This is a genomic window from Streptomyces sp. MK7, from assembly GCF_032658145.1.
Lineage (GTDB): Bacteria > Actinomycetota > Actinomycetes > Streptomycetales > Streptomycetaceae > Streptomyces > Streptomyces spiralis.
Genome location: NZ_JAVACL010000057.1, coordinates 1 through 23,463 on the forward strand (window position 1 = coordinate 1; position 23,463 = coordinate 23,463).

Genomic DNA, 23,463 nt, shown 5'->3' on the forward strand with positions numbered 1-23,463 from the left:
ACTGATCGCCGCCTCGTGAGCCGGTCGGTCCAGCCCGCCGCACACGTCCGGAACCTGCTCCAGACCCGCCCTCTGGCGGAGCTCTGCCGGGATCGGCCCCGTCCCGCGGCGGCGGTCCCGGCGCAGGGACGGCGACGGCGGAGCGGTCGCAGACGGACGGGTACCCGCTGCAGCCACCCGAGAGCCCGCCGGGCCCAGCCATCCCTGCATGTTTAGTCCATGCAAAGATTGCACAGGGTGGGTGCCCAGCGCCGGCCCGTTGCTCCATGGAACCAAGAGCTGACGCTTCCCGACCCGTGAAAGGCGACGATGGCGACGCACAGACACAGCTCACTCCGCCGCCCTCACCTCCCCACCGGCCGGCGGCGCCTGGCCGCACGCGCACCGATCCTGCTCTTCAGCGCGGGACTCGGATGGATGTGCGGCAGGCGACTGCTTCTACTGCACCACACCGGCCGCATCACCGGACTCGGCCGCCGGGCAATCCTGGCGGTGGTGGCCCACGACGGGGTCAACGGCACTTGGACCGTCGCCTCCGGCTTCGGCCCGGAGGCGGACTGGTACCGCAACCTGCGCCGGGAGCCGAAAACGCTCATCCAGTTCGGCAACCGCCATCTCGCCGTCACCGCGCACTTCCTCACAGCCGACGAAGGTGCTGAGATCATGGCCAGGCAAGCCCAGCGGCACCCAAGGCTCGCTCGCCGAATGTGCGCGTTGATGGGTCTCCCCACGGACGGCAGCACCGCATCGTTCCGTGACGCGGGCAGGGTCATCCCCTTCGTGCGGCTGGACGCCGACGCCGGAGCATGGTCGTCCTGAGCATCACGCGGCCGAGTGGACCGGAGCGTGACACGGCGGGAGGTCGACCGCTTCAGGAGTCTTCCGGCACGTAGCCCGAGACAGTGCGTCCCCGATGTCGGATCGATGGCCGGGCGCGCGGCGAGCGAGCCGAGTCGGACTCTCACATTGAGCGTTGGGCCAGCGACCTTCTGTCACAAAGCCTCACCTTCGCTGTGAAGGCACGCACGTGACGCACACCTCATACGAGCAGGCGTAGTAGACGCCGCACTGCCCCTGATGAGCGGGAAAGACACCCACTTCCGTCCGGTTTCGTCCGCACCTGGGCAACTACCCCGCTTCGTACGTCACACCTTTGCCTGTCGATTTTGCACTGGCTAAGAATTGCACTCGTCGCTCAACGCCGTGGGTTTTCCACTCTCGGCCTTTGCGCGGGAAGGGGCCCCTCCCGCAGTCCGGAGAGCGACCTCCGCACTACTTGGAGAGGTCCACTCACCATGCCTGCAAAGTTCCCCGGTATCCGCAACACTCGTCGGACCATCCGCAACAGTCGTGTTCTGACCAGGACCCGCAAGATCTTCATCGCCGGCGCCGCCACCCTCGGTACCGCCGCCATCGTCGTCTCCGCGACCACGCCCGCCCAGGCCAGTCCGAACTGGTCCGCGCGTCAGCCGCAGATGCAGACGATCGCCGCCACCCAGACCCACCGCCACAACCTCGACGGCTGGATCCGGCAGGCGCTGGCCATCATGAAGCAGCACCACATTCCCGGCTCGTACCACGGCCTGTACCGCAACATCATGCGGGAGTCCTCGGGCAATCCGATGGCCATCAACAACTGGGACATCAACGCCGCCAAGGGCACCCCCTCGAAGGGCCTGCTGCAGGTCATCGACCCGACCTTCCGCGCCTACCACGTCCCGGGCACGTCGTGGAACATCTACGACCCGGTCGCCAACATCACCGCCGCCGCCAACTACGCGGCCCACCGGTACGGTTCGATCGACAACGTCCACGGCGCGTACTGACCGCGCGCGGACGGCACGGACCTCCGACGACATGCGAATGGGCGGCGCCCCTGTACCCCTGTGGGGATGCCGCCCATTACCGCGGCAACGGAGGAACCTCGGTCGTGGCCCCGTCCACCAGGAGTCCCGACTCACTGCCAGGTTCGAGCGCGGGTATGCGGAATCGAGACCGTCTCGTATGCCTCTCCTTGCAACCGCAGAGTCCTCCTGTGTTGTCCTGGAGAACGATCAGTCGGCTGGATGCACGACAGCCCCTCAGCGGTCGTGCAGACCGTGGCCGCCGTGGCTTCTTCTGTCGGAGAAAGAGGACCCTCCATGCCTGGTTTCAGAGCAGCGTCGGTGACAGTGCTGATCGCTGGAATCCTGGGGTTGACAGGCTGCCAGGAGGGGTCGGAGCCCGGCTCCGCCTCGGTCGCCGGTTCGCCCTCTCCCTCCGCGACTGCCGCGGCAGGCACCGCTTCCGCCGCGGCAGGCACCCCTTCCAGGGACTCTGCGCCCAGCGGGCCCTCGAGTTCTATCGGCACGCCCAGGCCGTCGCACACCTCCGCCACGCCGGTGAGGGCGGAAGTCCCCGCCCCCACCGAAACACGCCGTACGCCCACCAGCCTCCCCGGTTGCCGCAACCTGACCGTCACCAGCCAGGTGAAGGCCGAGGTAACGGACGCCTACAAGGGCAGCTTCCCGCGTTTCGTCCATCTCCGGCCGGCGCCACACCAGTTCTTCTACGGCCAGTGCGGCGGCGTACGTTATGCCGCGACCCGTTTCGAGCCCACCTCCGGTGTCACCGAGGAGGAACTCGTGGGCATGCAGGACGAGGGCAGCGCCATCAAGTACTTCCGCACCACCTCCGCCGGAGGATGGATCTACACTGCCAGCGACGCCTTCCCTCGTGATGCGCACGGTTGTGGGGCCATCCCGCAGATCCCGCAATCCCTGGCCGCGGCCTGGGGGAACTGTTCAGCCGCGCGCTGAACTTTTCGAGCGGGCTACTCGTCCCGGGCGATCCGCCGGCCTCCACGGTCCTGGACCGTCTCCCGCCAACCGCCACCCGCAACGCCCCAGCCGGTGACTTCGGGCCTGACCGGTGGGAGCGCCCAGGGATCCAGGGTCCCGTCGCAGAGCTCTGCCAGGAACTGGACCATTCCGCCCGCATAGTGCCACCAGGCGCCGTTGCGGGAGCAGACGGTCACCGGCCAATGCTCCGGATCATCCCCAAGCACACTCCAGAAGAACTGGTCACCCTCCTTCGACCCTCCCCAGGACATCAGGTTCGTCGACACGAGCTCCGGGCGACTCGGCTCGGCGGGGTAATCGGAATCCCTCTCCCGGTGTTCCTCGTCCGTCGCCGTGACCCACTCGCCTTCCTCTCCGGGCCAAGGAACGAAGACGCCCAGGAAGTCGTCCAGTTCGAAGGCCGGATACCACTCGGCCAGCGACTTGAAGTCGGACGGCAGAGCTGTCGCAAGGCCTTCCTCGACCGCACTCCAGTCGAAAACCCCCGGCTCCTGCCGGCGAAGTTCCACCAGCCCGGGGACAGCGCCTTCCAATGCGGCGATCGCCTCCTCCGGGCCGAGGATCCTGCGGTCGCGGCCGTCCGGCGCGGGATTGAAGAAGGAGTGCATCGTGGGGCTCCCGCATGCGAAGCAGCGGGACACATGGCTCGCTCCCTCGATGGGGGGCGACGCACATGCGGGTCGGAGAGGCGAGACACCCCCGTGCGGCGAAGTGCCGACCGTGCGGCGGGCAGCGCGAAGCGTCCTGCGGCCGCGAGGACCGTTCTCCGTGAATTCCGGGACGGCAGGAAAGGGGGGCTCACCATGGCGCCAGGGCGGCTGTCGGCCGCGTCCGCCCTGCGCACATCTGCGCGCGGGGAGTTCAGGCCGCCACAGCCACCGCGGGCGGTCCACGCCGGACGACGCACGTCCACAGCACGGTGCACTGCGGCTGCTGCGCACCGTCGTCCTCCGTACGCCGCGGGAGGAGTGCGCGCAGCAATTGCTCCAGCAGCGCGACGACCCGCACCAGGACACGGGTCATGGTGAGCAGGCCGCTCAGCCACCACAGCAGGGCGAGACGGGCCAGTTGGTCCGCCGCCGGCATCTGCAGCCGGATCACGCGCCAGAGTGCGACTTCACAGCGGCGCAGCACCCAGCCCGTGACGACGGCGGCGGCCAGGTGCGCGGCGAGCATCGGGGCCGTGAACATCGAGCTCAGCATCATCGCGTGCCCGCCGTGGCCTGCCATGCCGGCTGTCCCCGGCGTACCGTGCACCACAGGGAGAGCCCGGCCCGGATCGATGTGCGCCTGCCGCAGGATCCGGGCCGCACTGTCCGGCGTCAGATGAGCCGCGTCGGCACCACACAGGAACCGTTCGGCCAGCGCCCCCACACGGCTGGACCGGTCGGCCGGAACAGAGGTCGTGGAGCCCTGTCCGAGGGAGAAGAGCAGGTGCAGGCCGAACTCAGCGACCAGCAGGGCGAGCACGATGCCGGACAGCGACCGCTCACGCCCGGCCAGGGGACCCACGAGGCACAGCACCGCGGCCCAGCCCGCCGCAAGCGACCACAGTCGCACCCCGGTGCCCGAGGCCAGCATGTGCCCGCCCGCGGGCAGCGCCACGCAGACCGCTGAGAACACCGCGGCCCTCAGCATTCTCAGATCGGCGGCAGCCCGTACCTGGACGTTCATGGCAGCTGCCATCATTCCAGCCGCCCAGCGCCCGACGAACACGGGGCCGGGACCGTCGACGCAGACGGTCCCGGCCCGGCGGGTGGGGAGCCGGGACACCGGATGCCGTCGGATTCGGCGCTGTGAAGCCGTGCCCTCGACCTGTTCGGCCGGGGCCGCCGCGGGTGCTCACCTCGGCCCGGTTCACCCGGAACTGGACCCCGCACGCCTCCCGCGGAGCAGACCCAGGCAGAACCTGACACCCCTGAAACACATGACCAGAACGATGAACTGCAGGATGCAGGCCGCAGCCCACAGCGCTCCGATCGAGACGGACCGCAGGAGGGAGACGGCCAACGCGGCACCACCCCGCCGCGTCGCTTCCTCCGTCAGGTCCACCGGAATGACGGCCATGAGAACCTGCGCCACCCCCGCGAGTACCGCCAAGCCCGCAGCCGCTCGGACGAGCAGTCCGACAACGCCCGGCTGCCTCGGCCACCGGAAGGCGCCGCGGCTCTCAGGAACAGTTTGGCCAGGCATCAGATCCTCCTCCCCGCCATTCGATCAGAGGCGTGCGGCCGGCTTCCTCCAGGTCCAGAGCGATACCGACTTGGCGCACCATGGACAGAACCTCCGCCGCGCTGTACGCCAAGCCCGCTGCCACTCCCCTGACCGAAACCTGCCGGCCACCCGAAGGAAAGGGCTCATGGACGACCACGGGAGCCGCCCTTCCCCGCTTGCGTCCCGGCGGCATCGGGCAGTCCCATGGGCCCAGCCCTCGTCCCATGGAACTCGAACGCTGCACCGTGTATGGCCTCTGCACACGCCGATGATCTTCCCCCGCGCTCACCTCGCCGCCCTCCCCATGTTGCATAGTGCAAAAGTAATGTACCTCAAGGAGTGCGCGTCCACCCTGGCCCGAGTACGCAGAAATCTGGTACAGCCGGTTCATGGCGTACCCGGCGGCCCATGGCCGACCCAGGCGCAGCTTTCCGGCCCCGCCCCAGCGACAGGCACCTCGATCGACACGCTGACGGGACACCTCGACGCCCGCCATGCGGGATCGACCGGAGAACGGCGTCTGATCCTACGCCGAGTGCCGGCCCCTCAGGTCCGCCCCAGGGCGAGGCTCGCCACAGGATGCGTCGGCCGGCTGCCGGGAGATCCCGGCGAAGCGGGTGCGGAGAGCCGGCCATGACCGACAGGCCAGTGGAGACAGCGCCGAATCGTGATCAAGAAGGCGGTGCTTCCTCTTCCTTCACCGTGGATACTGTCCCGGATCGGGGTCACCTTGGGGGGAACATGACTGTCATCAAGCTTCTGGGAACCGCCTTCGCCGCCACGCTCCTTGCCTCGGTCACCGCCTGCGGCGCGTCGTCCGGGCCGGATGTCCCGGCGGGCACCCCTACCGGCTCGGCGCCCACCGAGTCGCACCGCTCGGCAGACCCGGAGCCGGTCGCGGCCGTCATGCCCGACGTCGTCGGTGCCAACGCCGGGGGCGCGCAGAAGCAGATGGGCTCCGAATTCGACATGACCTTCAAGGACGTCAGCGGGCGGGGCCGTCCGGTGGACGACCCGGCCGAGTGGAAGATCTGCAGTTCCACGCCCGGCCCGAACCAGCAGATCACCCATTTCCCGGTCGTCTTCGGCGTGGTGAGAGTTTCGGAGAGCTGCGAGCACACGGCGCCAAAGTGACGCTCCGGACTCCGGCATTCCTCCATGGTCCGCCTGACTCACATCGGTGACGAGCCGGGTGTGCGCCCGCAGCCCAGGGCTGACGATCGACTGCGCGTACCGGCGAGGACGGCCGCGTTCTGAGCGCCGGCGTCGGACGGTGCCCCATCCATGCAATCGCCCGCAGGGAACCTTTCCGCACACCGGCAATGGCAGGAGCCGTGCGGCACCGCATAATCCTCGCGTGTCCCAGAGCCCTGTCCCGCTGCCGCCGGGTTCCGTCCCCGCGCACGCCCCCGTCTGGTCCGCTGACGCTGCCGCCCGCTGGTCACGGGCCGGCGGTGCGCCGTGGGCGCGACCGCTGTGGTCGGCAGCGGCGCTGGTGGTCACTCTTGTCTGGGCGAACGTGGCCACCCCGGACCGGCCCTGCACCGATGCCGCGCCATGCGGTGCCCACTGGCTGGGATTTGCGGAATCGGCGCTGGCCGTAGGACTTGTGTGCTGGCTTGCCCGGCTGCCTGAGCTGACGCTGGTCACCGCGCCGCCGTTGGCGGTCCTGGTCGGGTGGCTGGAACTACCGGGCCCGGGTACGACGGCTACGGTCGCGGACGTCTCGGTGCTCGTGGCTCTCGTCTTCTGCTGGGCCGCGGCCGTCGAGCGCCTGACCGCCCGTCGCCGACAGCGGCGGCCGGCGGAGCACGCGGCGCGCGTGCGTCACCCGTCTCCCGCCCCTGCCGTGCCGCTCCGGCGCGGAAGGACCCCGATCACGGCCGGGCTGCTGCTGCTCGGGGCGGCCGTCTTCGCTGTGGTTCAGGGAGTCGGCGGCACCGTTGCCGACCGGCACCACGCGCACCGGGCCGAACGCATCACCGCGCGCGTCCTCGGCCACGGCGAGGAGTCGGTGCGGTTGCGCGCGGGCGACGGCCGGCTCCTGACCCTCAGCGCGTCGTCCCCGGGCGGCTACCGCCGTGGCAGCACCGTGACGGTGCTGGAGGACGGGACATGGAGGCGTCTCCTGGCTGAGCCCTACGATGCCTCAGGCCGGCAGCTGCTGGGCCTGGCCACCGGCTTGCCCGGAGGGTCGATGCTGCTCACCGGCCTCCTCGCCCGGCGCCGTGCCGCCGCACTGCGCGGCGTGCCCGTGCCCGTCCTGCGAGTGCTGGAGCGTGCCGACGAACACGGGCGGACCTGGGTCCACGCGACGGACGACAGTGCCGGCCGTACACCTGTCTTCTCCGCTCGTTTCGCCAAGGACAAACCCGGCCCGGACGGTCCCGGGATGCCGGCCGGCGGTGCGGGAACCACGGAAGAGGGTCCGTCCATCATGGATACGCGGTTGCACGAAGCCGTCATGTTCGGCTCCCCGTACGAGGGCGGCGAACTGGTCCTGGCCACGACCGACCGGCACGCTCGTCCGATATTGATCCGTACGACCGGCCCGGTCCGGCCACTGCGCGCCGGCCATGGCCCGGCACTCGCCGCCGAAGTGACGCCGGGCGCCGCCGCCCGGGCCGCCGACGCACAGGCCGTGCCCTCAGCGGACGGGGCCCCGACACCGCTGGTCCCCTCCGTAATCCCTCGGCGGTGGGGACCGGGCATCCTGGCGCGCGTGGCCGGCCTGTTGCTGGCCCTGTGCAGCGTGACAGGCATGACGTTCATCGTCCACTCCTTCATCACGGACGGCATCGGGTGGAGGATCTTCCTCGTTCCCCTGCTCGTGGCAAGCAGCGGCTCCGCCGCGCAGCTGCTCAACTGGCGTGTCCTCGCCGACGTGTCGGGGCTGTGGCTGACCGGCGCGTGGCGGGTGCGGCATGTGCCATGGGACCGGATGCGCGGCGCCCGGTGCGCCGATGGCGAGGGCGTGGCGATAGCGATGGCGGACGGCAGCACCTGGCGGCTTTCCAGTCCTGGTGTGCCGAGGCTCGAACGGCGCCTCAACTCGCGTTTGTCGTACGTCCGAATGGTCGAGGAGATCACCGTGCTCCACGCCCGCCCGGAACTGCGGCCCACCCAGCCCGTGGCGCCCCGCGACCGTGGCCTCCCGCTGGGCCCCGCGCTGCTCGCCCTCTCCGCCCTCGCGATCGCTGTGTGGGTGTTTGCCTGAACACGGCCGGGCGGCGAACCGCTCCCTGGCAGGCGTCTGCCGGTGGCCCCCTGGAAGGCATCAAAGCGCCGTCACGAACTCATACTTGACCTTGCGGGACGGTCTCGCGGTGGTCCTGAGAAGGAGCGGCACAGTGAGTGGTGGGGGCGAGGGGCTGGGCAAGGTCGAGGTGCGGCTCAAGTGGGACCCGAGCCCACTGGGGGAGGCGCCCCGGCATCTGGACATCATCGCCGCGACCTACTCGGCCGACGATCCCTACGGGCGACCGGTATACGTCGTGCACTACGACAGCAGGTCGCCGGACGGCACCATCAACATGCCCCGGCACAGTCGGACGGGCATGGGTTTCGGGTTCGTCGAGGTGATGGTCCTGGAGCTCGACCGGCTGTCACCCGTGTACCAGCGCGTGGTGGTCGGTGTGGCCATCCATCAGGACGCCGAGCCATGGACGTTCGGGGACATCTCCCACGCGGGAGTGGTCGTCGTCCACGGGTATCAGCAGCTGCTCGCGGACGACTTCGCCCAGGTCGCCGATGCCACCGCCGCGACGGTGGCCGAGTTCACCCGGGACTCCACCGGAGCCTGGAGGCTGCGCGAGATGATCCGGGGCTTCGACAGCGACCCGGTTCTCTTCGTCTCGGAGATGGGCGGCCCGCAGCATTGACCGCTGAGTGCACGCTCCGTGCACCCCGACCGTCTCGTCCCGGTTCGCCGGACACAGGACGGCACCCCGAAGGCGATCCTCCCGGCCTCGCAGATGCTGGGTGTGATCACCGCCCCCGTCCGCTGGAGCGGCTCTGGATCGCCGCCTCCTGAGGCAGGCGGACTCTCGCCAGTGCTGTGGCCGGAAAGGTTTGCCGGAAAGCTCGCGGCGTTCGGTCGTGGGGGTACCTCCCACGCCGTTCAGGCGGTGGGGGAGCATCGCAAGGCGGAGCATCTCCCGTGTACTGGACGTACTCGCGTGATGCGACAACGCGGCGAGGTGCCGTGCCGGACGCCGCGAGCCGGTGAACCTGTCCGGTCGCAGCACTAGGCCGAACATTGCCGGGGTCCGGCAGTGACCGCGCTTCCCAGGTGCCCATGAGCGATCTGTCAAAGGCTCATCAACAACAGGTAAGGTTCCCACTGGTGTGCCGGGAAGCCTGGTCGGCGAGCAGGGGACAGATCTCTCTTCCGATCGGGGGCGCCGGCCATGGTGCTTGTAGCGGTGTTCGGTGTGGCGCTGCTGGTGGCGGTGCTGCTGTCAGGGCTCGCGGCCCGGACGGTGCTCTCCACCTCCTTGCTGTTCCTGCTCGGCGGCGCGCTCGTCAGCGACGGCTTCCTCGGCCTGATCCACATCACCCCTGACAGCGAGATCGTGTCCGTGACGGCCGACCTGGCCCTCTTCGCGGTGCTCTTCACCGACGGCATGCACGTCTCCCTGCCCAAGCTGCGCGCCAACTGGAAGAACCCGGCCCGCGCCCTGGGCCTGGGCATGCCCCTCGCGTTCGTGTTCATGGGCCTGGCCGCGCACTTCCTGGCGGGTCTGGACTGGACGACGTCCTTCCTGGTCGGAGCGGTCCTCGCGCCCACCGACCCGGTGTTCGCCTCGGCGATCGTGGGCCGCAGTGAAGTCCCGGCCAAGCTCCGGCAACTGCTGAATGTGGAGAGCGGCGTCAACGACGGGCTGGCTCTTCCCGTGGTACTGATGCTCATCGCCGCCGCCGGACCGACCGCCGGGGTCGTGGAGGCGGCACCGGGCACCATCGCGGTGGAGCTGCTGCTCGGCCTGGTCTTCGGCATCGCCCTGCCCCCGATCGTGAACGGGCTGGTGCGGTTCCGGCTGCTGGGCGCGGAGCCGAAGCTCCAGCCGCTGCTGCCACTGGCGACCGGGATCATCCTGTACGCGGCCTGCCACCTCACCCACGCCAACCCCTACCTGGCCGCCTTCTCGGCGGGCGCGGTCCTGGCGCACGTGTCGCCGGAGGCGAAGGCTTCCTTCGAACCGCTCGGTGAGGCTGTGGCGGAGCTGGCGAAGTTCGCCGCGCTGCTGGTCTTCGGCGCGCTGCTGACCCCGCAGCTGTTCGGTGACCTGTCGATCGGCGGGTACGCGGCGGTGATCCTGGCGATCTTCCTGATCCGCCCGGCCTCTCTCCTGCTCTCGCTGCTCGGCACGCGCATCTCGCGGCGGGAGAGGCTGGTGGCGGCCTGGTTCGGTCCGAAGGGCTTCGCATCGGTGGTCTACGGGCTGCTGGTGCTGCAGTCGGGGATCCCGCAGGCGAAGGAGGCGTTCACGCTGATCGCCGTCTGCATCGCCTTCTCGATCATCGCCCACAGCTCCACCGACGTGCCGATCGCCCGAGCCTTCGACGTCGAGGACATCGCCGGCATCCCAGACGGAAACCAGGGCCCGAACACCGCACGGATGGTGGCTGTCCCGACCCACGGAGGAACCGGAGGACCGTGAACGACTGGCACAGCTGGGCGGCGATCGTCGTCTTCGTCGGCGCCTACGCCCTGATCATCAGCGAGAAGATCCACCGCGTCGCCGTGGCCCTCGGCGGCGCGGGCCTGATGCTGGCGATCGGGGCGACGGACGACGTCTCGGCCTTCTACTCCGAGCACTCCGGCGTCGACTGGAACGTCATCTTCCTGCTCATGGGCATGATGATGATCGTCGGCGTGCTGAAGAAGACCGGCCTGTTCGAGTACCTGGCCATCTGGGCGGTCAAGCGGGCCCATGCGAAACCCTTCCGCGTCATGGTGATGCTCGTCGTCATCACGGCCGTGGCCTCGGCGCTGCTCGACAACGTCACCACGGTGCTGCTGATCGCCCCGGTGACCCTGCTGGTGTGCGAGCGTCTGGCGCTGCCCGCCGCGCCGTTCCTGATCGCCGAGGTGATGGCCTCGAACATCGGCGGCATCGCGACCCTGGTCGGCGACCCGCCGAACATCATCATCGCCAGCCGTGCCGGTCTGACCTTCAACGACTTCGTCGTCCACCTCGCCCCGCTCGCCGCCGTGCTGTTGGTGGTCCTTCTCGCCCTGTGCCGGGTGATGTTCCGCAAGTCGTTCGTCTACGACGACGACCGCGCCGCCGAGATCATGGAACTGGAGGAGCGCGAAGCCATCAAGGACCCCCGCCTGCTCGTGCAGGGCCTGATCGTCCTGGCTCTGGTCGTCGCCGGATTCGTCCTCCACCCGGTACTCCACTACGCGCCCAGCATCGTCGCCCTGCTCGGTGCCGGGCTGCTCGTCGCCGCCTCCGCGGTCGAGACCCACGACGTCCTGGCCGAGGTCGAGTGGCCCACGCTTGCCTTCTTCGCCGGCCTGTTCATCATGATCGGCGGACTCATCGACACCGGCGTCGTCGGCGAGATCTCGGCGCAGCTCGCCAAGGTCATCGGGGACAACGAGCTGGGCGGCTCGATGACGCTGCTCGGCGGGTCGGCCGTGCTGTCGGGCATCGTCGACAACATCCCGTACGTCGCCACGATGGCCCCCATCACCGCCGGCCTCGTGCATGACATGGGCGGCACGAGCGACCACGTCATGTGGTGGGCCCTTGCGCTCGGCGCCGACCTCGGCGGCAATGCGACTGCGATCGGCGCCTCGGCGAACGTGGTGGTCCTCGGCATCGCCGAACGCAACCGGCAGCCCATCTCCTTCTGGCAGTTCACCAAGTACGGGCTGATCGTGACGGCCGTGACCGTGGGGCTCTCCATGGCCTACGTGTGGCTGCGGTACTTCGCCCTGTCCTGACCGGTCACGTGGCGGCACTGGAACCTCCCGTGACGAACTCGTGAGGAAGGCGTCCCCGACGTCTCCGCGCAAGGCGGCACGCCCACCATCGCCCAGGGCCTTTCGTTTGGATCACGCCGGGCTCGCGGCCCCTGCCACCGCGCCTCGCCGCGTTGTCGTCGGTTGCCATGGCTCCGCCATGACACCTCCTCCGCCTTGCGATGCTCCCCCAACTGCCTGAACGACGCGGGAGGTGCCCCCAGCACCAGACCCCGCGCCCTGATCCGGCCTGATCCAAACGCAAGGCCCTAGCCAGTTGGCAGCACGGGAAAGCGCGGTAGTTGATGACCGGCGATGTGTTACGGGCCTACCGGCCCCTGGCCACGGTGTCTCCGTCGGCGAACACTTGGAGGGAGGCGAAGGGAGCCTCACGCAGCCGTTCATCCACGAGGACTGCCATGCACGCCGTCGATCGCCCGGATCGCCTCGCCCGCGAAAAGCCGGCGCGCCGCAGGACTGCGGCGGCAGCGGCCTTCAGTCTCGAAACCGCCCTGCTGGCCGTCACAGCCTCGGCCCTGTCGGCCGGGGGGATCCTCTGGTTGCTCGGTGACCTCGCCGCGGCGGATCTGTGCTGGGCGCTCGGCACCATCGCCGCCGTCTGCCCCGCGGTCGGCTGGGTGCTGGCCGCGCTGCGCCACGGGCACGCGGGCGTGGATCTGATCGCGGTGCTGGCACTCGGTGGCACCCTGGCGATCGGGCAGTACCTCGCCGGGGCGCTGATCGGGCTGATGCTGGCAACCGGCCGCACGCTGGAGGCCGCCGCGCAGCGGCGGGCCTCCCACGACCTGCGCGCACTGCTCGAACACGCACCGCGCACCGCCCGTCGGCGCACCGGCACGGAGATTCGCTCCGTGCCCCTCGCCGACGTCGATGTCGCAGACGTGCTCGTCGTCGGCGCCGGCGAGGTGGTACCGGTCGACGGCCGGGTCCTGGACGCCGCCGCCGTGCTCGACGAGTCGGTTCTCACGGGCGAGTCCACGCCCGTGGAACGGGTGCGAGGTCAGATCGTGCGCAGCGGTGTCGTCAACGCGGGCGGGGCCTTCGACCTGCGGGCGACGGCGACCGAGCAGGACAGCACCTACGCCGAGATCGTCCGGCTGGCCCGTCAGGCGGGCGCGGAGTCGGCTCCTGTGGTCCGCCTGGCCGACCGCTACGCGGCCTGGTTCCTGCCCCTGTCGGTGGCGGTCGCGGCACTGGCCTGGCTCCTGAGCACCTCCGCGGTGCGAGCAGTCGCGGTGCTGGTGGTCGCCACGCCCTGCCCGCTGCTGCTCGCCGCTCCGGTGGCTGTCGTCTCCGGACTGTCCCGCGCGTCCCGGCTGGGGGTGGTGGTCCGCGACGGGGCCGCGCTGGAGCGCCTCGGGCGGGCCCGGACACTGCTGCTCGACAAGACCGGCACCCTCACCGGCGGCCGCCCGCGTGTCTTCGACGTGACCGCGGCCCCCGACGTCAAGCCCGCCGAGGTGCTGCGGCTGGCGGCGTCCATCGACCAGTACTCGCCGCACGTCCTGGCCCGCGCCATCGTCGAGGCGGCCCACGAGCGCGGGCTGGAACCGTCGGTGGCCACGCATGTGTCGGAGGAGGCGGGCCGAGGCGCACACGGGGTCGTCGCGGGCCACCGGACGGCCGTCGGCCGCCTGGCACCCGGCACACCGGTGCCGGAGTGGGCCCGCGCGGTGGAGAACAAGGCACTGCTGGACGGGGCCGCCGTCGCCTGGGTCACCACCGACGGCATCCCCGTCGGGGCGGTCCTGCTGCGTGACCCACTGCGCCACGACGCGCCCCGGACGCTGCGCCGGCTGCGCACGGCGGGCGTCGGGCGGATCGTGATGCTCACCGGTGACCGGCCCGAGCCCGCCCGCGAGATCGCCGCGGTCCTCGGGCTCGACGACGTACGCGCCGAACTGACCCCGGCCGACAAGGTGGCCGCCGTCCGCGCGGAACGCGCGCACGCGGTCACCGTGATGGTCGGCGACGGTGTGAACGACGCACCCGCACTCGCCGCCGCGGACGTCGGGGTGGCGATGGGTGCACGAGGTTCCACCGCCTCCTCCGAGGCGGCCGACGTCATCCTCACCACCGACCGTGTGGACCGGCTGGCCGACGCCACGGCGATCGCCGTACGCGCGCGGCGCATCGCCGTGCAGAGCGCCCTCGGCGGCATGCTGATGTCCATGGCGGCCATGGGCGCAGCCGCCATGGGACTGCTGCCACCCGCTGTCGGCGCCCTGCTCCAGGAGGGCATCGACGTGGCGGTCATCCTCAACGCGTTGCGCGCCCTGCGCGTCGGTCACGCGACCCGGCCCGCCCTCGAACCGGCCGCCGAAGCCATGATCCACCGCTTCTCCGCCGAGCACGAGGACCTCCAGGACGTGCTGCAGGCCGTACGGGGTGCCGCGGCCTGTCTCTCCTCGGATCCGGGCGACAGCGCGAAGGCCCTGGAATCGGTGCGCACGGTGCACCGGCTGCTCACCGAGCGGCTGCTGCCGCACGAGTACGCCGAGGAGCACCAGCTCTATCCGGCACTCGAACCCACTCTCGGCGGTCCTGAGGCGACCGCGACCATGAGCCGTGCCCACGCGGAGATCGAGCGGCTCGCCCGGCGGGTGGCCACCCACCTGTCACTCGCCGACGCGCAGGGCGCACTGGCTCCCGAGCAGCTCGAAGACCTGCGTGCCTGCCTGTACGGCCTGCACACCGTCCTGCGACTGCACTTCACACAGGAGGAGGAGAACTACTTCTCACTGGCTCCGTGAGAAGCCTGGCTCCGTGAGAAGCGCCAGGAATGCCGGTTCCCCCTCCGTGTGCGAGGTGAGCCCGCCTTCGGCGCCACGACGCCACAGGCGAGCGGTATACGCCCCACGCGTGCGCCCGACGGGCCGTCACATCCGGTGCGGCACCACTGCCACCGGGCACTGCGCGTGATGCAGCAGGGCGTGGGCCGTCCGGCCCAGCTGGAGCCCGAAGTACCCCACCCTGTGCCGCGCCCCGACGATCGCCAGATCGGCTGCGGCCGAACGATCCACGAGCACCTTGTGCGCCGGTCCCTCGACCGTCGCACGACGCACCCGGACCGCCGGATGGGCGGCCATCGCCTCGCTCAGCAACTCCTCGAGCATGGCGGCGGCCCTCTCCTCGTGCCCCGGGGCGGTGTCCTCGGCCGGTGCCGGTGACCCGTCCGTCCCGTGTGCGGGACGGCGCCAGGCTCGTACGACGTCGAGGACGCAGCCCCGCGCCTCGGCCTCGCGGAACGCGAACCGCAGCGCCTCGGTGCCGGCCTCGGACTCGCCGGCACCGAGCAGAATCCGTTCGTGCGTGCCCGCAAGGCCTGCTGTGTCGCCGCGAACCACGACCACCGGACAGTGCGCCCGGCCCGCCACGGCCAGACCGACCGAGCCCAGAAGCAGTCCTTTCAGCTCGCCGCGTCCGCGCGAGCCCGCGATCACGGCGGAGGCGGTCTCCCCTGCTCCCAGCAAGGCCGAGACCGCGTCGTCGGGGACGATGTCCGTGGACACCTTCACGTCCGGATTGCGCCGCTGGGCCCGCTCCATCGCGGAGCCGACCACATACTCGGCCATCACCTGCTCCGAAGGACGATCCAGGCTGCCCGAGGGCACGGCACCCTCGTAGCGCTCCCAGAGGGACGCATGGACCAGTCGCAGCGGCAAGCGGTGACGGGCGGCCTCGTCGACCGCCCAGTCCACCGCCGTCAGGCTCGGACCGGAACCGTCCACACCCACGACCAGGGGCAACTCCATCGCCGCCACCACCCTTCACCGGATTGCCACTCCGTGCAGCAAGATGTCTGTTATGTCTCACCGTCGCATCCGACGCGGTCCGGTGCGAGGGCGGAGCGGCCCTTCTTCGGGACGTTCGGCTCAGTCCTGCCGGGCCGGAGCCCGTCGTGAGGCCGCCACCCGCCGGTGCCGGACAGGCCTGGGTCGGTCGCCGCCGGTATGGGCGTCGAGCGTGCCGGGCCGCTCGACCCGGTTCCATGCCCGTTCGGCCCTTGGGCCCGGGACACGGCCCGCTGGAGGCTGGATCCATGACTCCGGAGGGAGGGGTCGCGATGACCGATACCCACACCGGCCAGGCGCCCGTGCATGCCCTGCTGGCCGACGGCACCACGATCCGTATCCGCCGGTCGAGTCCGGGTGACCGGGCAGCGGTACTGCGCCTGTACGAGGAGATGTCCGACGAGAACCTGCGGCTGCGGTTCTTCTCCATCAGCCGTGCCTCCGCCCGTCAGGCCGCCGAACGCGTGGCCGGGCCGCCTCGCCCCGGCTACCGGGCCATGGTGGCCGAGAGCGCCGGCCGCCTTGTCGGCCTGGCCGAGTACGAGGCCGAACCGCACGGCACCACGGCCGACGTCGCACTCGCCGTCGCCGACGACTGGCACCACCGCGGCGTGGCCACGCTGCTGCTCGAACACCTCGCGGACGCCGCCCGCACGGCGGGCGTCACCGCGTTCACCGCCGACGCACTGGCCGAGAACCTCGACGTGCTGAGGGTCTTCCACGACCTCGGCCTGCGCGTGAAGCGCCAGTACGACGGCCCGGAAGTCCACTGCCTGGTGGAACTCACCGAGGACGAGGCTTACTTGAGCGCCGTGGACACCCGCGGCCGACTGGCCGACGTGGTCAGCCTGCGGCCGCTGCTGCGCCCCGGGTCCGTCGTGGTCATCGGTGCCGGCCGCAAACCCGGCTCCGTCGGACGCGCGATCCTGCGCAACATCCTCACCGGCTCCTTCGCCGGGCGGGTGTTCGCCGTCCATCCGGTGGCCTCCGCGATCGCCGGGGTGCACGCCTACCGGTCCGTGGCCGCGCTGCCGCAGGTGCCCGATCTCGCGGTGGTCGCCGTCCCGGCGGCGGCGGTCCCGCAGGTGGCGGAGGAGTGCGGGAAAGCCGGCATCCGTGCCCTGCTCGTCGTCTCGGCCGGACTCGACGCCCACCAGTCGGGCATGCTGATGGACGCGTGCCGACGGCACGGGATGCGCCTGGTGGGCCCCAACTGCCTGGGCCTGGCCAACACCGAGGAGGCCGTGGGCCTGGACGCCACCTTCACCGCGCGGCATCCGGGACCGGGCACGGCCGGAGTCGCCGTGCAGTCCGGCGGGGTGGGCATCGCGCTGCTGGACGGCATGGCCCGGCTGGGCATCGGCGTGTCCAGCTTCGTCTCCCTCGGCGACAAGTACGACGTCAGCGGCAACGACCTGCTGCAGTGGTGGGAGGGCGACGGGCACACCACCCTGGCGCTGCTGCACCTGGAGTCCTTCGGCAACCCGCGTGCCTTCTCCCGCACCGCCCGCCGGGTGGCGCGCACCATGCCGGTGCTGACCGTGGACGCCGGCCGCTCCGAGGCCGGGCGGCGGGCCGCCGCCTCGCACACCGCGGCGGCCGCCACGCCGACCATGACCCGGCGCGCACTGTTCACCCAGGCCGGCATCACCGCCACCCGCACCATCGGCGAACTCCTCGACACGGCCGCCCTGCTGCACTCCCAGCCACTGCCGACGGGCACCAGGGTCGCCGTCGTCAGCAACGCGGGCGGCGCGGGCGTCCTGGCCGCCGACGCCTGCGCGGACGCGGGACTCACCGTGGCCGCGCTGCCCGCCGGCCTGGCGGACGAGCTCCTCGCCCTGCTGCCCCGGGGTGCGATCGCCACCAACCCGGTGGACGCGACAGCGGCGGTCGGAGAGGAGCAGCTGCGCGCCTGCGTGGAGCGTCTGGCCCGGCACGGAGCCGTCGACTCCGTCCTGGTCGCCCTCGTGCCCACGGCGGTCGCCTCGGCGACCGGCGAGGACCTCGTGCGGGCCCTGACCGACGCTCCTGAGCCACTGCCCCGGCCCATCGTCGTGGTCCTTCCCGCGCAGGCCGCCCGGGTGGAACTGCTCGACACCTGCGCCGAGGGCACGGTACCCGCCTACTCCGACGCCCAGGACGCCGCAAACGCTCTGGCCCACGCCGCCGCCCGCTCCCGGTGGCTGAGCGAGCCTCCCGGGGAGGTGATGGAGCTGAAGGACACGAACAGCCTGGAGGCGAGGAGAATCGTCGCCGGGTTCCTGGAGGAGAACCCCGAGGGCGCCTGGCTCGGCCCGCGGACGACCGCCGAACTCCTCGGCTGCTACGGCATTGGGCAGATCGAGTGGGCCTGGGCACGGGACGAGGACGAGGCGGTGGCCGCCGCCGAGCGACTGGCCGGTCCCGACGGCCGTGTGGTGATGAAGGCCTACTGGCCCGGCCTGCTGCACAAGAGCGAGCAGCACGCCCTCCACCTCGACCTGCAGAACGCCGCCCAGGTCAGGGCCGCCCACCGGGACCTGGTCACCCGGTTCGGCGACCGGCTGACCGGCGTGGTGGTCCAGCCGCTCGCCGAGCGCGGGACCGAGCTGTTCGCGGGAGTCGTGCAGGACGAGGTGTTCGGTCCGCTGGTGGTCTTCGGGCTCGGCGGCACGGCTACGGAGCTGCTCGCCGACCACGCGGGCCGGCTCGCCCCGCTCACCGACCGCGACGTGCGCGAGCTGATCACCTCCCCGCGCTGCTCCCCGCTGCTCTTCGGGTACGCCGGCACCCCCTCCGTCGACCTGGACGGGGTGGAGCAGCTGCTGCACCGCCTGTCGCGGATGGCCTGCGACCTGCCGCAGCTCGCCGAGGCCGACCTCAACCCGGTGCTGGCCGGACCGCACGGCGTCACCGCGCTGGACGTACGCATACGGCTCCTCCCGCGTCAGGCCCACGACCCCTACCTGCGCCGCCTGCGCTGAGCGGCCGGGACACTCTGAGGCGCGCGCAAGACCGGGAGGCTGCTCGCTCCTCCCCGATGACCCGGTCGTCAAGGAGGCAACGACCGGGCAGCCGCCCAGGCAGCATCCTTGTGGTCCTGGCGGCGCCGGGCTGATCGGCCCCTCTTTTCCGCCCGAGACAAGTCCGACAGGCCCCTGGACGCGCCCTGACCGGCCCATGTGACTCGGTGCTTGGACCTGGCACCTTCACAGGTATGGGGGAAGGTGGTGAAGAGCGATGAGCGGCAAGAGGAAGACGAAGCAGCGGCTGTGGCGTTGGCGCAGGAATCCGTTGCGTCGCCACGATGACATCGTCGAGGCTTGGATCGTCCTGGTGATGTGGGCGATGGTCCTGGTCGGCGGCGCCATCATCTGGACGGTGACGGCACGGGCCGCGGACCAGGAGTTCGCCTGGGAGCGTGCCGACCGGCATGCGACCTCGGCTGTCCTGCTCACCGACGCTCCGCAGAGCGCCTCACCGGGAAGTGACAGCCACCGATCACTGGCCGAGGTCCGCTGGACCGCTCCCGACGGCACCACACGCACCGCGCGCACGCTGGTGCCTGCCGGTCTGCCCACCGGCACGACGGTCACTGTCTGGCAGGACGGCCGGGGCGTCCTGACCACCGAGCCGACCGGCCCGGTCGAGGGACGGGCCGAGGCCGTCCTCTTCGGCGGAGCGGCCGCCATGGCCTTCTCCGGCCTCGCCTATGGCATGGCCGCCCTGGCACGGTGGCGACTCGACAAGCACCGCTACGACCAGTGGGGCGCGGAGTGGGACGCCATCGGCTCGCGGTGGGACCGGTGGCCCGCCTGAACAGGCGCGGCCACCGCAGGGCGCTGATCCTGGACGAGAGCCACCTCGCCGGCATCTTGTTCGGCCGCGAAAAGGCGTCGTGTCAAAGGCGAGGCAACCGCGGTCCAGGCGAAACGCTCCGGAGCCGGTGGCCGGCTCGTGGACGCTTGGAACAGGCGGCACCGTAGCGGGCAGCGGTCCGCTTCCGGTCCGATCCCAGCAGGTGAGCGCGATGTCGGATGTGACCACCACGGACCTGTACGAAGTGACGATGGCGCTGTCCTATCTCCGGGAGGGCATGGACAGGGCAGCCACGTTCAGTCTCTTCGTCCGGGATCTGCCTCCCGAGCGCGGCTTCCTGGTCAGTGCCGGCCTGGAGCCCGCTCTGGACTTCCTGGGCGGCTTCCAGGTCACCTCTGCCGACGTGCGGGATTTCGCCGACGTCCTTGGCCGTCCGCCCGAGGAGCTCGCCGCCCTGGACGGCCTGCGGTTCTCGGGAGAGGTACGCGCCGTTCCCGAGGGGCGCGTCGTGTTCTCGGGTGAGCCCCTCCTGGAGGTCACTGCACCGATCGCACAGGCGCAACTGGCGGAGACGTTCCTGCTCAATCAGGTCAGCCACCAGACGAGCGTGGCGTCCAAGGCCGCCCGTTGTGTGCTCGCCGCGGCCGGTCATCCGGTGATCGACTTCTCGCTGCGCCGCGCCCATGGCGTCTCGGCCGGCCTGCAGGCCGCCAGGGTCGGGGCCATCGCGGGGTTCGCGGCAACCAGTGACGTCGCCGCCGCGGCTCGGTGGGGACTTCGCGCGTCCGGCACGATGGCGCACTCCTACATCGAGGCGTTTCCGGACGAGGAGAGCGCCTTCCGCGCCTTCGCCCGCGCCCATCCGGGCCCGGTCACCCTGCTCGTGGACACCTACGACACGATCCGGGGCGCTCACACGGCTGCTCGCGTCCTGCGGGACCTCGACCGCGGGCCCGGATGTGCCGTCCGCCTCGACAGCGGCGACCTCGAAGAGCTCTCCCGCCGCACCCGGCACGTGCTGGACGTGGCGGGCCTGCCAGAGGTGCGCATCATCGCCAGTGGCGGCCTCGACGAGTACCGCGTGGACGACCTGGTGCGCTCCGGGGCACCCATCGACGTCTACGCGGTCGGTACACGCGTCGGCACCTCTGCGGACGCCCCGTACCTCGACTCCGCGTACAAACTGGTGGAGTACGACGGGCACCCGGTGATGAAGCTGTCCTCGGCCAAGGTCACGGCGCCCGGGCGCAAGCAGATCCACCGCCGCCGCGGCAGGCCCGACCTCGTCGCGCTGTACGACGAACCCGCTCCTGCGGGCGCGGAAGCGCTGCTGCGCACCGTCATGCGCAACGGCCGTCGCACCAACCCCTCCGGCACTCTCGCCCAGGCACACGAACGCCTGGTGGCCGACCTGGCGGCGCTGCCCGAGCCGGCCCTTCGCGTCCGCGCCCCGATCCCGCCCGTGCCGGACCTGTCTCCGCTCCTGGTGAGCACCACCGCGGCTCTCCGCGAGCGTCTTGCCGCACGCACCGGCGTCACGCGGTCATGACGGGCACCGCCCGCGGTCCCCACCGGAACCCTCCGGCTGGCACGGCGTCGCCCGGCCTGGCAGCGTTGGCACAGAGGCCACGGCGCTTGAGCGGAGACGAGCATGACACCCTCTGAGCCGAACCCCAGGGTGGTCGTGGGTGTGGACGGTTCGCCGTCGTCGTACGCCGCGCTGCGCTGGGCAGTGCGGTACGCGCGGTTGGTGCACGGGGGCGTGGAGGCGGTGCACGCCTGGAGCACCCCGGCGGAACTCGACTGGAGCGGACTGGTGATCGACCCCGATTTCGACGTGGACCAGGCTCGGGAGCGCTTCGCGGAGGAGTTGGGTGCCGTCTTCGGGGACGAGCGTCCCAAGGGCCTGCGGGAGCAACTCGTGGAGGGCGATCCGTCGGAGGTGCTGATCGGCTTCTCGAAGGGCGCCGATGTCCTCGTCGTCGGCAGTCGTGGGCGCGGCGGATTCGCCCGGGCGATGCTGGGCTCCGTCAGCCGGCGCTGCGCCCAGCACGCGGCCTGCCCGGTCGTCGTGGTCCGCGAGGACCGTGACCATGCGCACTGATCCGCCCGGCCCCGGCCACGCCGACGGGGACCAACGGTGCGCTGCTCCGCACGGTGGTCCCGATCCGCCGCGCGCTTGCGGGCACCACGCTGAGAGTGGCGCGGCGGGGTCGGCGTCACGGAAACGTCCGAGGACCGGAGGAGAGAACGATGCACCACCGAACGGTTGAAGACCTCATGACCCACGGCGTCGTCCGGGTAGAGCGCGGCACTCCGTTCAAGAACATCGTCCGTACCCTGGCCGACAACGACGTGACCGCCGTGCCCGTCGTCGACGACCTCGGCCACCCCGTCGGGGTGGTGTCGGAGGCGGACCTGCTGCGCACGGTGGCCGGCCGGCCCGACCCGGCCGGGCTGCTCGCCCAGCCCTCCGCGGACGGCCTGGACGTGGCGTCCGACGGCGCCACCGCCGAGGATCTCATGACGGCGCCGCCGGTGTGCGCCCGCCCGGAGTGGAGCGTCGTCGAAGCCGCGCGCATGATGGACGCCCACAAGGTCAAGCGGCTCCCCGTGGTCGACGAGACGGGCGTCCTGGTGGGGATCGTCAGCCGGGGAGACCTGCTGCGGATCTTCCTGCGCCGTGACGAGGCGATCCGAGAGGAGATCGCGGGTGAGATCCTCGTCCGGACCCTGGGCCTCGCCCCGGCCGACCTGGCGGTCACCGTGACGGACGGCCGGGTTTCCCTCGCCGGGACCGTGCGGGATCAGAGCCTCGTCGCGGTGATCGACCGCCTGTGCCGCGGAGTCGACGGGGTGGTCTCTGTCGCAGCGGACATCACCGCCGACGGGCCCGGCGGCCCTTCCGGACGGCCCTGACCGGCGTCGCGCCCACGCGATCCCGTTCCGCGCCGGTCACCAAGACCCTCGGGCATGCCGGACCGCTCAGTGTCCGTGCAGCCAAGCGTCGACCACGTCCTGCCGAGCGCCGTCGTCGAGCGGCATCTGTGCATCGTCGAACCGGGGTGTGAGTTTGTCGACGACGTCGACCACGCCGTCGACCTGCCGGGTCATCGACACGGCCGTTGCGGTCTCGCTCCTGCGCTCCATGCGGCCTTCCAGGGTGACGACGCCCTCGGTCACGGAGACGTCGACGGTGCGAGGCGCCAGCCCCAGGGTGCCCACCAGTACCTCGCGGATGACCTCCTCGCGGATCTCGGTGTCAGGCCGCAGAAAGACACACAGCAGGTCGCGCCTGGTGACGATGCCGACGAGGCGGTCCTCCTCGTCGATCACCGGAAGCCGCTCCACCTGGCGCTCGGCCATGGTCCGGGCAGCCTCCACGATGGTGTCTTCGGCGTGCACGGTGATGGGCGGTTCGGACATCAGCTGTCCCGCCGTGCGCGCCTTCGCCTTGATCGCCTGGCACCGGGCGGTCATGGTCAGCAGGGTGCGGAAACGACGGCCCGGTTCACGTGAGCCCGTCCCGAGGACCTGGCGCGTCAGCAGGTCTGTCTCCGAGATCACGCCCATGACGTGCTCGTCGTCGTCCACCACCGGGAGGCCGCTGATCCGGTGGTCGGCGAGCATGCGCGCGACCTCCTTGAACGGAGTGCCGTACTCGGCCCGGACGACCTCGGCGGTCATCACGGAACCGATCTTGTTGTGCTTCATGTCCTTTCCCTCCTCAGCCCAGTCGGCGCGGAGTACAGCTCCCCGGACCGGCTTCGTGCCTCGGATGGTTCGAGCATCCAACGGTGCGGGCCGGGAGCCCATG

General features: G+C 71.0%; 18 protein-coding genes. 14 read left to right on the plus strand and 4 right to left on the minus strand.

The genetic code is table 11. The features are described from left to right. Positions 1-309 precede the first annotated feature (309 nt). From R2S09_RS35625 to R2S09_RS35635, 3 genes are all read left to right on the plus strand, one after another. Positions 310-819, plus strand: coding sequence for a nitroreductase family deazaflavin-dependent oxidoreductase (locus tag R2S09_RS35625; protein WP_306185361.1), 510 nt, complete (start codon positions 310-312; stop codon positions 817-819). Between the two features lie 476 nt (positions 820-1,295). Beyond that, a complete protein-coding gene (locus R2S09_RS35630; RefSeq protein ID WP_316745413.1) occupies positions 1,296-1,826 on the plus strand; it encodes a transglycosylase SLT domain-containing protein in 531 nt (176 codons plus the stop codon). 642 nt (positions 1,827-2,468) lie between these two features. After that, positions 2,469-2,798 carry a hypothetical protein gene (locus R2S09_RS35635; RefSeq protein WP_306185365.1) on the plus strand — a complete coding sequence of 110 codons (330 nt, stop codon included), beginning with the start codon at positions 2,469-2,471 and terminating at the stop codon, positions 2,796-2,798. Between the two features lie 14 nt (positions 2,799-2,812). Here the strand turns inward: R2S09_RS35635 and R2S09_RS35640 are convergent, their stop codons facing one another. Then, a complete protein-coding gene (locus tag R2S09_RS35640; RefSeq protein WP_316745414.1) occupies positions 2,813-3,448 on the minus strand; it encodes a hypothetical protein in 636 nt (211 codons plus the stop codon). A gap of 253 nt (positions 3,449-3,701) precedes the next feature. Continuing rightward, positions 3,702-4,514 carry a hypothetical protein gene (locus tag R2S09_RS35645; RefSeq protein ID WP_316745415.1) on the minus strand — a complete coding sequence of 271 codons (813 nt, stop codon included), beginning with the start codon at positions 4,512-4,514 and terminating at the stop codon, positions 3,702-3,704. Positions 4,515-5,687: 1,173 nt separating this feature from the next. Here R2S09_RS35645 and R2S09_RS35650 point away from each other — a divergent pair. From R2S09_RS35650 to R2S09_RS35675, 6 genes are all read left to right on the plus strand, one after another. Continuing rightward, positions 5,688-6,188, plus strand: a complete 501-nt coding sequence (locus R2S09_RS35650) for a hypothetical protein (RefSeq protein ID WP_306185368.1) — start codon at positions 5,688-5,690, stop codon at positions 6,186-6,188. Positions 6,189-6,411: 223 nt separating this feature from the next. Beyond that, positions 6,412-8,271, plus strand: a complete 1,860-nt coding sequence (locus R2S09_RS35655) for a hypothetical protein (RefSeq protein ID WP_316745416.1) — start codon at positions 6,412-6,414, stop codon at positions 8,269-8,271. Between the two features lie 133 nt (positions 8,272-8,404). Beyond that, positions 8,405-8,935: a TerD family protein gene (locus R2S09_RS35660; protein ID WP_306185370.1), complete on the plus strand. Its 531-nt coding sequence runs from the start codon at positions 8,405-8,407 to the stop codon at positions 8,933-8,935. 528 nt (positions 8,936-9,463) lie between these two features. Further along, positions 9,464-10,717: a cation:proton antiporter gene (locus R2S09_RS35665; protein WP_316745417.1), complete on the plus strand. Its 1,254-nt coding sequence runs from the start codon at positions 9,464-9,466 to the stop codon at positions 10,715-10,717. Next, positions 10,714-12,012: an ArsB/NhaD family transporter gene (locus tag R2S09_RS35670; protein ID WP_306185373.1), complete on the plus strand. Its 1,299-nt coding sequence runs from the start codon at positions 10,714-10,716 to the stop codon at positions 12,010-12,012. Before R2S09_RS35665 ends, R2S09_RS35670 begins: the two co-directional genes overlap by 4 nt. Before the next feature lie 437 nt (positions 12,013-12,449). Then, positions 12,450-14,804 (plus strand): heavy metal translocating P-type ATPase, encoded by a 2,355-nt coding sequence (locus tag R2S09_RS35675; protein ID WP_316745418.1) that lies wholly within the window; start codon positions 12,450-12,452, stop codon positions 14,802-14,804. Between the two features lie 126 nt (positions 14,805-14,930). Here R2S09_RS35675 and R2S09_RS35680 read toward each other — a convergent pair whose 3' ends face one another. Then, positions 14,931-15,806 carry a universal stress protein gene (locus R2S09_RS35680; protein ID WP_316745419.1) on the minus strand — a complete coding sequence of 292 codons (876 nt, stop codon included), beginning with the start codon at positions 15,804-15,806 and terminating at the stop codon, positions 14,931-14,933. A gap of 311 nt (positions 15,807-16,117) precedes the next feature. On the opposite strand from R2S09_RS35680, the gene R2S09_RS35685 reads away from it, so the two are divergent. The 5 genes from R2S09_RS35685 to R2S09_RS35705 all read left to right on the plus strand — a co-directional run bounded on the left by R2S09_RS35685 (position 16,118) and on the right by R2S09_RS35705 (position 22,565). Continuing rightward, positions 16,118-18,811, plus strand: a complete 2,694-nt coding sequence (locus tag R2S09_RS35685) for a GNAT family N-acetyltransferase (protein WP_316745420.1) — start codon at positions 16,118-16,120, stop codon at positions 18,809-18,811. A gap of 256 nt (positions 18,812-19,067) precedes the next feature. Further along, complete coding sequence (locus R2S09_RS35690; RefSeq protein WP_316745421.1) at positions 19,068-19,646, plus strand: hypothetical protein; 579 nt, start codon at positions 19,068-19,070, stop codon at positions 19,644-19,646. 211 nt (positions 19,647-19,857) lie between these two features. Next, entirely contained in the window at positions 19,858-21,195 is a 1,338-nt protein-coding gene (locus R2S09_RS35695; RefSeq protein WP_316745422.1) for a nicotinate phosphoribosyltransferase, read from the plus strand. A gap of 102 nt (positions 21,196-21,297) precedes the next feature. Next, positions 21,298-21,750 (plus strand): universal stress protein, encoded by a 453-nt coding sequence (locus R2S09_RS35700; protein ID WP_316745423.1) that lies wholly within the window; start codon positions 21,298-21,300, stop codon positions 21,748-21,750. A gap of 149 nt (positions 21,751-21,899) precedes the next feature. Continuing rightward, positions 21,900-22,565 (plus strand): CBS domain-containing protein, encoded by a 666-nt coding sequence (locus R2S09_RS35705; RefSeq protein ID WP_316745424.1) that lies wholly within the window; start codon positions 21,900-21,902, stop codon positions 22,563-22,565. Between the two features lie 66 nt (positions 22,566-22,631). Here R2S09_RS35705 and R2S09_RS35710 read toward each other — a convergent pair whose 3' ends face one another. Beyond that, positions 22,632-23,360 carry a CBS domain-containing protein gene (locus tag R2S09_RS35710; RefSeq protein ID WP_306185388.1) on the minus strand — a complete coding sequence of 243 codons (729 nt, stop codon included), beginning with the start codon at positions 23,358-23,360 and terminating at the stop codon, positions 22,632-22,634. Between the last annotated feature and the right edge of the window lie 103 nt (positions 23,361-23,463).